The organism is Flavobacterium sp. (genome assembly GCF_049590715.1).
Taxonomy (GTDB): Bacteria; Bacteroidota; Bacteroidia; order Flavobacteriales; family Flavobacteriaceae; genus Flavobacterium.
Genome location: NZ_JBAWDL010000120.1, coordinates 1 through 8,044, shown reverse-complemented (window position 1 = coordinate 8,044; position 8,044 = coordinate 1). Strand labels below are relative to the sequence as shown.

Sequence of the window (8,044 nt, the reverse complement as noted above, 5' to 3'; positions counted from 1 at the left end):
GCCACCAATACTATAGTGGCAATTGTTGGTTTTATCAGATACAATAATGAAAAATGCCAAACCAAAGGGAGCACTTTTACTCGGAATACTATGTATTTCCATCTTTCCTATTTTGGTACGCTTGCAAATGGCTTCTGGATTAATTTCTGCTTTTTACAGAATGTTTATTGCAGCAGTATTGTTATTGCCCTATGTTTTTTTTACTCGAAAATTCAAACTACCTCCTACAACAATAACATTATTTGCAGTTGCTAGCGGTCTTGTTTTCGCCACGGATATTGCTATTTGGAATATTGCCATTCAAACATCGACTGCTACTCAGGCTACACTGCTTGCTAATCTATCACCTCTATGGGTGGGAATTGGATCTTTCCTTTTTTTGAAAAACAAACCAACTATTAATTTTTGGATTGGCACTACTGTGGCATTAATAGGTATGATTATTTTAGTAGGTATAGATGTTTTTACGAACCTCAACTTTGACCTTTCTTTTGCTTTGGCATTGTTCTCAGGAGTTTTATATGCAACTTATCTTCTAATTAGCAAACGTATTTTAGCACAAATCGATGTTCTTAGTTTTATGACTGTCGTTCTTGTTTCATCAAGTTTATTTTTATATCTGGTTTGTGTGATTAAAGGAGAACCATTTACTGGCTTTACAGCTACTGCTTGGGGTGTTTTATTTATTCAAGGTGCACTTTGTCAATTGACGGCTTGGTTATTAATTAGTTATGCTACCCAACATTTACGTGCTACTCGAGTTTCACTTAGTTTATTAGGACAAGCGGTGCTAGCAACCCTATTGGCTTGGCTTATTTTGGACGAAAAAATGAATTGGGATAGGATTATTGGCGCTGTTTTTCTACTTTTAGGAATACGAATCACCTTTTATAATAAATCAATTTTTATAAAAAACAAATCATGAGTTTAAAAGTAATAGCCTTTGATGCCGACGATACCTTGTTTATCAACGAAACTTATTTTGCTGAAACGGAAGAAAAATTTTGTGCTTTAATGAGTGATTATCTTTCGCACCAAGGGATTTCACAAGAACTGTTTCGAATTGAAATTGAAAACCTACCACGTTACGGTTACGGAATCAAAGGATACATATTATCCATGATTGAAGCCGCTATGACCATTTCAAGTAACACCATTCCTATAGAAATAATTGAAAAAATAGTACAATACGGGAAAGAACTCTTTGATAAACCTATCGTATTATTAGAAGGAGTTGAAGAAACACTAGAGACATTATATGGAAAATATAAATTAGTAGTCGCTACAAAAGGCGATTTATTAGATCAAAGACGAAAACTTCACAACTCAGGATTAGGGAAGTATTTTCATCATATCGAAGTGATGTCAGACAAACAAGAAATTGATTATCTAGATTTATTGAAAAGACTAGAAATTCAACCTGATGAGTTTTTAATGATTGGTAATTCATTAAAATCAGATGTCTTACCAGTACTAGGAATTGGGGGTCATGCAGTACATATTCCGTTTCACACTACATGGGCACATGAGCGTATTGACCACAAAATTGAACATAAAAATTTTAAAAAGATGAAACATATCAATGAAATTTTAAAAATAATAGGATAAGTATTATAATTATAGCCATTTATATAAAAAATAATTTTAAAAAAAATACCCTATACTTTATGCAATTTAATTTTACTACAATTTAGCAATTTAATAGGATTTAAAGTTAAAATTAAATAACATGTATTTTTTACCTTAAAAAAATACATTTTTATCAATAGAACACAGATTAAACAATTAATTATATCTATCAAAAAAATATAAATTAACTTTTAATGGGAATTATATAAAATTATAATAGGATTATAAAACATTGTTTTTATAAATTTTTTCTATTTTTACAAAAAAATTTAAAACAATGAAAAAACTTATAATTACTTTAGTTTTAGCTTCTGCTTTTACAGCTGTAAATGCACAAGATGAGAAAAAAATTGATTCTGGAAAACAAGACTATAATAAATGGTCTATAGAATTAGCTGGTGGTTTTAACAAACCACAAAACCACATTACTCCTGGTTACCAATTTAGTTTAATTAGCCCATTTACGGTTGATTTTGGAGTAAGATACATGTTCAACAACAAATTTGGTTTGAAAGCAGACGCTGGATACAACCATCTTTCAGAAAAAAAGGACACACCTGAATTTCAATCAAGATACTACAGAGCAAACCTTCAAGGGGTTGCTAACTTAGGTAGAATCATGAGTTTTGAATCATGGACTAATAGACTTGGTTTATTAGCGCATGGTGGTGTAGGAGTTGGAATGGTAAGATCAGGCGATACTAAAGATTACTTAGGTAATGTTATGGCAGGTTTGACTGGACAACTTAGATTGTCTAATCATTTTGTATTAACTGGTGATTTTACAACAATTTTAAATGCTAGACAAGATTTAAATTTTGATGCGCAAGGACCAGCAAATGGTGGTGGATTCAATTCTATCTTCTTTAACGGAACTGCAGGTATCACTTACTACATTGGAAAAAGTGAAAAACATGCTGACTGGATTGTTCTTAAAGACGAAAACGTTACTAACTTAGAGAAAAGAGTTTCTGAATTAGAAACTATGAACAACGATACGGATAAAGACGGAGTAGTTGATTACCTAGATCTTGAACCTAACTCTATTACAGGAGTTATGGTTGACAGTAAAGGTCGCGCCATTGACTTAAACAACAATGGTATTCCTGACGAAATCGAAAAATACATTGACAAAACATACAAACCAACTACTTCTCAATCTAGTATTAACGAAGAAACGGTTAAAAGATTAATCAACGAAGGATATATTAGCATCTTCTTTAATTTCAACGAATCAGTTCCTGCAAATGATTCTACTACTGAGATCGCTTATGTATTAAACTATTTAAGAAACAACCCTTCAGCTTCTGTAGACATTACTGGTCATGCTGACGAAATTGGTTCTACTTCTTACAACAATACTTTATCAATAGCTAGAGCAAACAATGTTAAAGAAACTTTATTAAAATCTAACATTGCTGCTTCAAGATTAAATGTAATTGCTGGTGGTGAAGATACTTCAGTAGACAAAAACTCTGATTCTGCTAGAAAACTAGTTAGAAGAGTTACTTTCAAAATAAAATAATATTTTTTAAATATTATTATTCAAAAGCTCCGAAGGATATCATTCGGAGCTTTTTTTATTACAAAAATCCCAACTGTCAATTGCAAAACTGACAATTAAAACATTAAAAAAGGCATTATTACTACTTTCCTAACATTAGTAATTCAGAGACAACTACTTCTGTAATATAACGCTTCTCCCCATTCTTATCATCATAGCTTCGATAAGTCAACTTGCCTTCAACAGCAATCTCCTTTCCTTTGGTTACATACTTTTCAATAAGTTCTGCTGTTTTGCCCCAAGCAATAAGTCTATGCCATTGGGTTTCCTCTACCTTTTCTCCTTTGTCGTTTTTGTAACTTTCATTTGTGGCTAATGTAAAATTGGCTAGTTTTTTTCCACCATCAAAATTTTTGATTTCGGGATCGTTTCCTAAGTGTCCAATTAACTGTACTTTGTTTTTTAATGCATTCATGGCGTATATAATTTAGAGGTTATTAAAATGTTTGAATCTCTTGTTCAAATCAACAGGACAAAGATGCGACAGCACTCTCAATTTATTCGGTTAACACTCAATTACTTTCGGTTGTAAATATTTGTAAACGTTTGTAAATGGATGTGATTTTTAGTATATTGGCTAAAAATAAATTCAAATATGCAAGCTGAAATAAACAAAGTTGAACTACGAAATTTAAAAATAGAGGACTATAAAGAGCTTAAGAAATCCATGATGGAATCCTACCCTGAAATGGCAGATAATTATTGGAACGAATCAGAGGTTAAAAAATTATTGAAAATATTTCCCGAAGGACAACTGGTAATTATAGTCGATGACATTGTTGTTGGCTCTGCTTTATCCTTAATAGTTCCAGAAGATTTAGTTGATAAAAATCATGACTATGCTAAAATAACTGGAAATTACACCTTTTCTACACATACCTATAAAGGAGAGGTATTATATGGAATTGATGTTTTTGTGGATCCTAAATACAGAGGATTACGCCTAGGACGTCGTATGTATGATGCTCGAAAAGAAATTTGCGAGCAACTAAACCTAAAGTCAATTGTATTTGCTGGTAGAATTCCTAACTATGGTAAATATGCAAACGAATTGACTCCAAAAACTTATATTGACAAAGTAAAAAGAAAAGAAATTCACGACCCTGTACTTTCCTTTCAATTAAGCAATGATTTTCACGTTATGAGAATCATGAAAAATTATCTTGAGGGCGATCGAAAATCCAAAGAATTTGCCGTTTTATTAGAATGGAATAATATCTATTACGATGAAAGTCCTAGAATCATCAATACTGAAAAAACAGTTATTCGACTTGGTTTAATACAATGGCAGATGCGTCCGCTAAAAGATTTGGAGGCATTATTTGAACAGTCCGAATTTTTTATTGATGCCGTTTCAGGTTACGGCAGTGATTTTGCTGTTTTCCCTGAATTGTTTATAGCTCCTTTAATGGCTGATTACAATCATTTATCAGAAGCTGATGCGATTCGAGAACTGGCCAAATATGCTGAACCTATTAGAAAGCGTTTTCAAGAATTAGCCATTGCATACAACATCAATATCATAACTGGAAGCATGCCTCAGCTTGTTGATGGCGTTCTATACAATTCAGGGTTTTTATGTAAAAGAGACGGTACTTACGAAACCTATACTAAAATCCACATCACGCCAAATGAAGTCTTTCATTGGGGAATCACTGGAGGAAATACCATTCAGACTTTTGATACCGACTGTGGAAAAATAGGTATTATGATTTGTTATGATGTGGAATTCCCTGAATTAGCAAGACTACTATGTGACGAAGGAATGAACATTCTTTTTGTTCCCTTTCTAACCGATACCCAAAATGGATATACTCGAGTAAAGCATTGCGCACAAGCACGAGCCATAGAGAATGAATGTTATGTGGCTATTGCTGGTTGTGTGGGGAATTTACCTAAAGTAAACAACATGGATATTCAGTACGCACAAACGGCTGTTTTTACTCCCTCTGATTTTGCTTTTCCGAGTAACGGAATCAAAGCAGAAACAACACCTAATACTGAAATGACTTTGATTGTTGATGTCGATTTAGATTTATTAAAAGAGCTACACGAACACGGAAGCGTGAAAATACTAAAAGACCGTCGTCATGATCTTTATAAAATTAAAAAACTAAAAAGCTAAATATGAAAAACTGTTTAGAATGTGGTGAAAAAATAATTGGCCGGGAAGATAAAAAGTTTTGTAGTGATGGCTGTCGGAATGCTTATAACAATAAAATAAATAAGGACAGCAACAACTATATGCGCAACATTAACAACAAATTGCGCAAAAATTATCGCATCCTTTGCGGGTTAAATACCGAAGGAAAATCAAAAACAACTAAAACTAAATTATTGACTTTGGGTTTTGATTTTGATTTTTTTACCAATATTTTGAGAACAAAGACTGGCAATACTTATTATTTTTTATATGACCAAGGCTATATGCTTCTTGACAATGATTTTTATATGTTAGTAAAAAAAGATATTTAATACCACAAAACCAATATCATGAATAAAAAGAATTCCTCTCTTTTTGCACTCAGCTTCTTATTAGCCATTATAGCAATCAGCTATTTTAGTATGATGCCACAATTAGGTATTGAATCTGAAATTCCATTAAACGAATTTTCAACTAAAAGAGCATTTGAAAAAGTGGAAGCCTTATCCAAAAAACCACATTATATAGGTTCTCAAAATCACGAGCAAGTAGCTCAATATCTCCAACACGAACTTCACAAACTGGGATTAAAAACCAGTTTACAAGAAGGATTTACATTAACAGATTGGGGCAACTTAGTCTATTCAAAAAACATTTTAGCACGCATAAAAGGGAGCAATAGTTCCAAAGCACTTCTATTATTAACGCATTATGATAGCGCACCGCATTCATCTTCATACGGAGCTAGTGATGCGGGTTCAGGAGTAGCCACCATTTTAGAAAGCGTTCGAGCTTTTTTACATTCCAAAAAAGGTCATAAAAACGATATCATTATTCTATTTTCGGATGCAGAGGAATTAGGATTGAACGGCGCAACACTTTTTGTTACCCAACATCAATGGGCAAAACAAATTGGTTTAGCGCTTAACTTTGAAGCGAGAGGAACTTCGGGACCGAGCTATATGTTAATGGAAACGAATAAAGGAAACGCAGGTTTAGTCAATGAATTTGCCAATACTAAAGCAACATTTCCTGTTTCTAATTCGTTAATGTATAGCATTTACAAAATGTTACCAAACGACACAGACTTGACCATTTTTAGAAAAAAAGGTAACATTCAAGGATTCAATTTTGCTTTTATTGACGGACACTACAATTACCACACAGCACAAGATGACAGCATACATTTAAGCAAAAATAGTTTGGCACATCAAGGAACCTATTTAACCGCATTGTTAAATTATTTTTCGAATGCTGATTTGAGTAAAACGCAATCCTCACAAGACGAAGTCTACTTTACGGTTCCATTTACATTTATACATTATCCTTTTGATTGGGTACAACCGATGTTATATATTGCTATTGGACTTTTTATAATTATACTTTTTATTGGTATTGCCAAACGAATTTTAAACTTAAAAACAGTAGTTAAAGGATTTATTCCTTTTTTAATTGCTTTAATATTATCTGGAGGCATCACTTTTTTTGGATGGAAAGGAATTCAAATATTGTATCCACAATATGAGGATTTACTTAATGGCTTTACCTATAATGGTCATGATTACATTGTCGCTTTTGTCTTTTTGGCTTTGGCTATAGCCATGACATCCTATCACTACTTTTCAGCCAAGAAAGTTACTATGAGCAATTATGTGGCTCCTATTTTCTTTTGGTTACTTATTAATGGTGCTATTGCATTTTACCTGGAGGGTGCAGGATTTTTAATTCTCCCACTCTATTTCTCACTAATTCTATTTGGTTTTTTTATACTTACTCAAAGAACAAATCGCTGGTTTAATTTAATCCTAAGTATTCCTGCATTACTGATCATTGGTCCCTTTATTTATATGTTTCCTGTAGGATTGGGATTAAAAATTCTTTTTGGAAGTGTGATTCTTACGGTTTTAACCTTCGGATTATTGCTTCCTGTATTGGGTACTTTTGCTAAGAAAGGGCAATGGGCAATGGTATTTATATTAATTAGCATTGGCTTTTTTGTGAAAGCACATCTAAATTCGGGATACGAAAAAGGCAAAGCTAAATCTAATAGTTTAGTGTATCTATATGATAGTAATGTTCAAAAAGCATACTGGCTTACCTATGATACAAATCTTGATGATTGGACAAAAAAATATCTAGGTAGCCATCCAAAAAAAGCTAATCTCGAAGAAGAAATCCCTTTGTTCAGCAAATACAACAGTGCTTTTACCTATACCGCTGAAGCTACACTGAAAGCTGTTCCCACATCCACTATTATCTTTTCAAAAGATAGTATTGAAGGAAATTTACGTCATTTAAAAATTAAAATTACTCCTAATCGTAAGGTCAATCGCTACGATATTTTTGCTAACGAAAAAATGGATTTTTATCATTTTAAAACCAATGGTGTTTCTCAACTCGAACAAACAGGCAATATGATGAACCGCAATGGTATGAGAATTTTAAGTTATTATGTCGTTAACAACCAACCACTCGAAATGGAATTTACACTCAATCGAGCTACGGTTTTTGATATGCAATTACTTGAAAGTTCCTTTGATTTATTGCAAAATCCTTTGTTCGAAATAAATCCAAGAGCCCCTTGGATGATGCCTACTCCTTTTGTACTTACAGATGCAATATGTGTAAAGCAAACGATAAAACCGAAACAAACAATAACCGAAACACCAACAGTAGCGATCCCTACTACTATTCAAACAAAACTTTAA

General features: G+C 32.7%; 7 protein-coding genes. 6 read left to right on the top strand and 1 reads right to left on the bottom strand.

The genetic code is table 11. The annotated features are described in order from the left end of the window. The first annotated feature begins 46 nt into the window (after positions 1 to 46). From WBQ70_RS05490 to WBQ70_RS05480, 3 genes are all read left to right on the top strand, one after another. Entirely contained in the window at positions 47 to 925 is an 879-nt protein-coding gene (locus WBQ70_RS05490; RefSeq protein WP_423911508.1) for a DMT family transporter, read from the top strand. Then, on the top strand, positions 922 to 1,608 hold the full coding sequence (locus WBQ70_RS05485; protein WP_423911506.1) for an HAD family hydrolase: 687 nt from the start codon (positions 922 to 924) through the stop codon (positions 1,606 to 1,608). Before WBQ70_RS05490 ends, WBQ70_RS05485 begins: the two co-directional genes overlap by 4 nt. A gap of 298 nt (positions 1,609 to 1,906) precedes the next feature. Continuing rightward, complete coding sequence (locus WBQ70_RS05480) at positions 1,907 to 3,154, top strand: OmpA family protein (protein ID WP_423911504.1); 1,248 nt, start codon at positions 1,907 to 1,909, stop codon at positions 3,152 to 3,154. Between the two features lie 121 nt (positions 3,155 to 3,275). On the opposite strand, the gene WBQ70_RS05475 is transcribed toward WBQ70_RS05480, so the two are convergent. After that, complete coding sequence (locus tag WBQ70_RS05475; protein WP_423911502.1) at positions 3,276 to 3,608, bottom strand: single-stranded DNA-binding protein; 333 nt, start codon at positions 3,606 to 3,608, stop codon at positions 3,276 to 3,278. A 180-nt stretch (positions 3,609 to 3,788) separates the two neighbouring features. On the opposite strand from WBQ70_RS05475, the gene WBQ70_RS05470 reads away from it, so the two are divergent. From WBQ70_RS05470 to WBQ70_RS05460, 3 genes are read left to right on the top strand one after another with little or no spacing between them, the layout of a single operon-like run. After that, a complete protein-coding gene (locus WBQ70_RS05470) occupies positions 3,789 to 5,318 on the top strand; it encodes a GNAT family N-acetyltransferase (RefSeq protein ID WP_423911500.1) in 1,530 nt (509 codons plus the stop codon). Between the two features lie 2 nt (positions 5,319 to 5,320). Then, positions 5,321 to 5,668 (top strand): hypothetical protein, encoded by a 348-nt coding sequence (locus tag WBQ70_RS05465; RefSeq protein ID WP_423911498.1) that lies wholly within the window; start codon positions 5,321 to 5,323, stop codon positions 5,666 to 5,668. Positions 5,669 to 5,686: 18 nt separating this feature from the next. Then, on the top strand, positions 5,687 to 8,044 hold the full coding sequence (locus tag WBQ70_RS05460) for a M28 family peptidase (RefSeq protein ID WP_423911497.1): 2,358 nt from the start codon (positions 5,687 to 5,689) through the stop codon (positions 8,042 to 8,044).

Excerpts from the sequence above, each read along its gene's own strand:
- WBQ70_RS05490 (WP_423911508.1), top strand. The coding sequence starts at position 47 with ATGAAAAATGCCAAACCAAAGGGAGCACTTTTACTCGGAATACTATGT.
- WBQ70_RS05485 (WP_423911506.1), top strand. The coding sequence starts at position 922 with ATGAGTTTAAAAGTAATAGCCTTTGATGCCGACGATACCTTGTTTATC.
- WBQ70_RS05480 (WP_423911504.1), top strand. The coding sequence starts at position 1,907 with ATGAAAAAACTTATAATTACTTTAGTTTTAGCTTCTGCTTTTACAGCT.
- WBQ70_RS05475 (WP_423911502.1), bottom strand. The coding sequence starts at position 3,608 with ATGAATGCATTAAAAAACAAAGTACAGTTAATTGGACACTTAGGAAAC.
- WBQ70_RS05470 (WP_423911500.1), top strand. The coding sequence starts at position 3,789 with ATGCAAGCTGAAATAAACAAAGTTGAACTACGAAATTTAAAAATAGAG.
- WBQ70_RS05465 (WP_423911498.1), top strand. The coding sequence starts at position 5,321 with ATGAAAAACTGTTTAGAATGTGGTGAAAAAATAATTGGCCGGGAAGAT.
- WBQ70_RS05460 (WP_423911497.1), top strand. The coding sequence starts at position 5,687 with ATGAATAAAAAGAATTCCTCTCTTTTTGCACTCAGCTTCTTATTAGCC.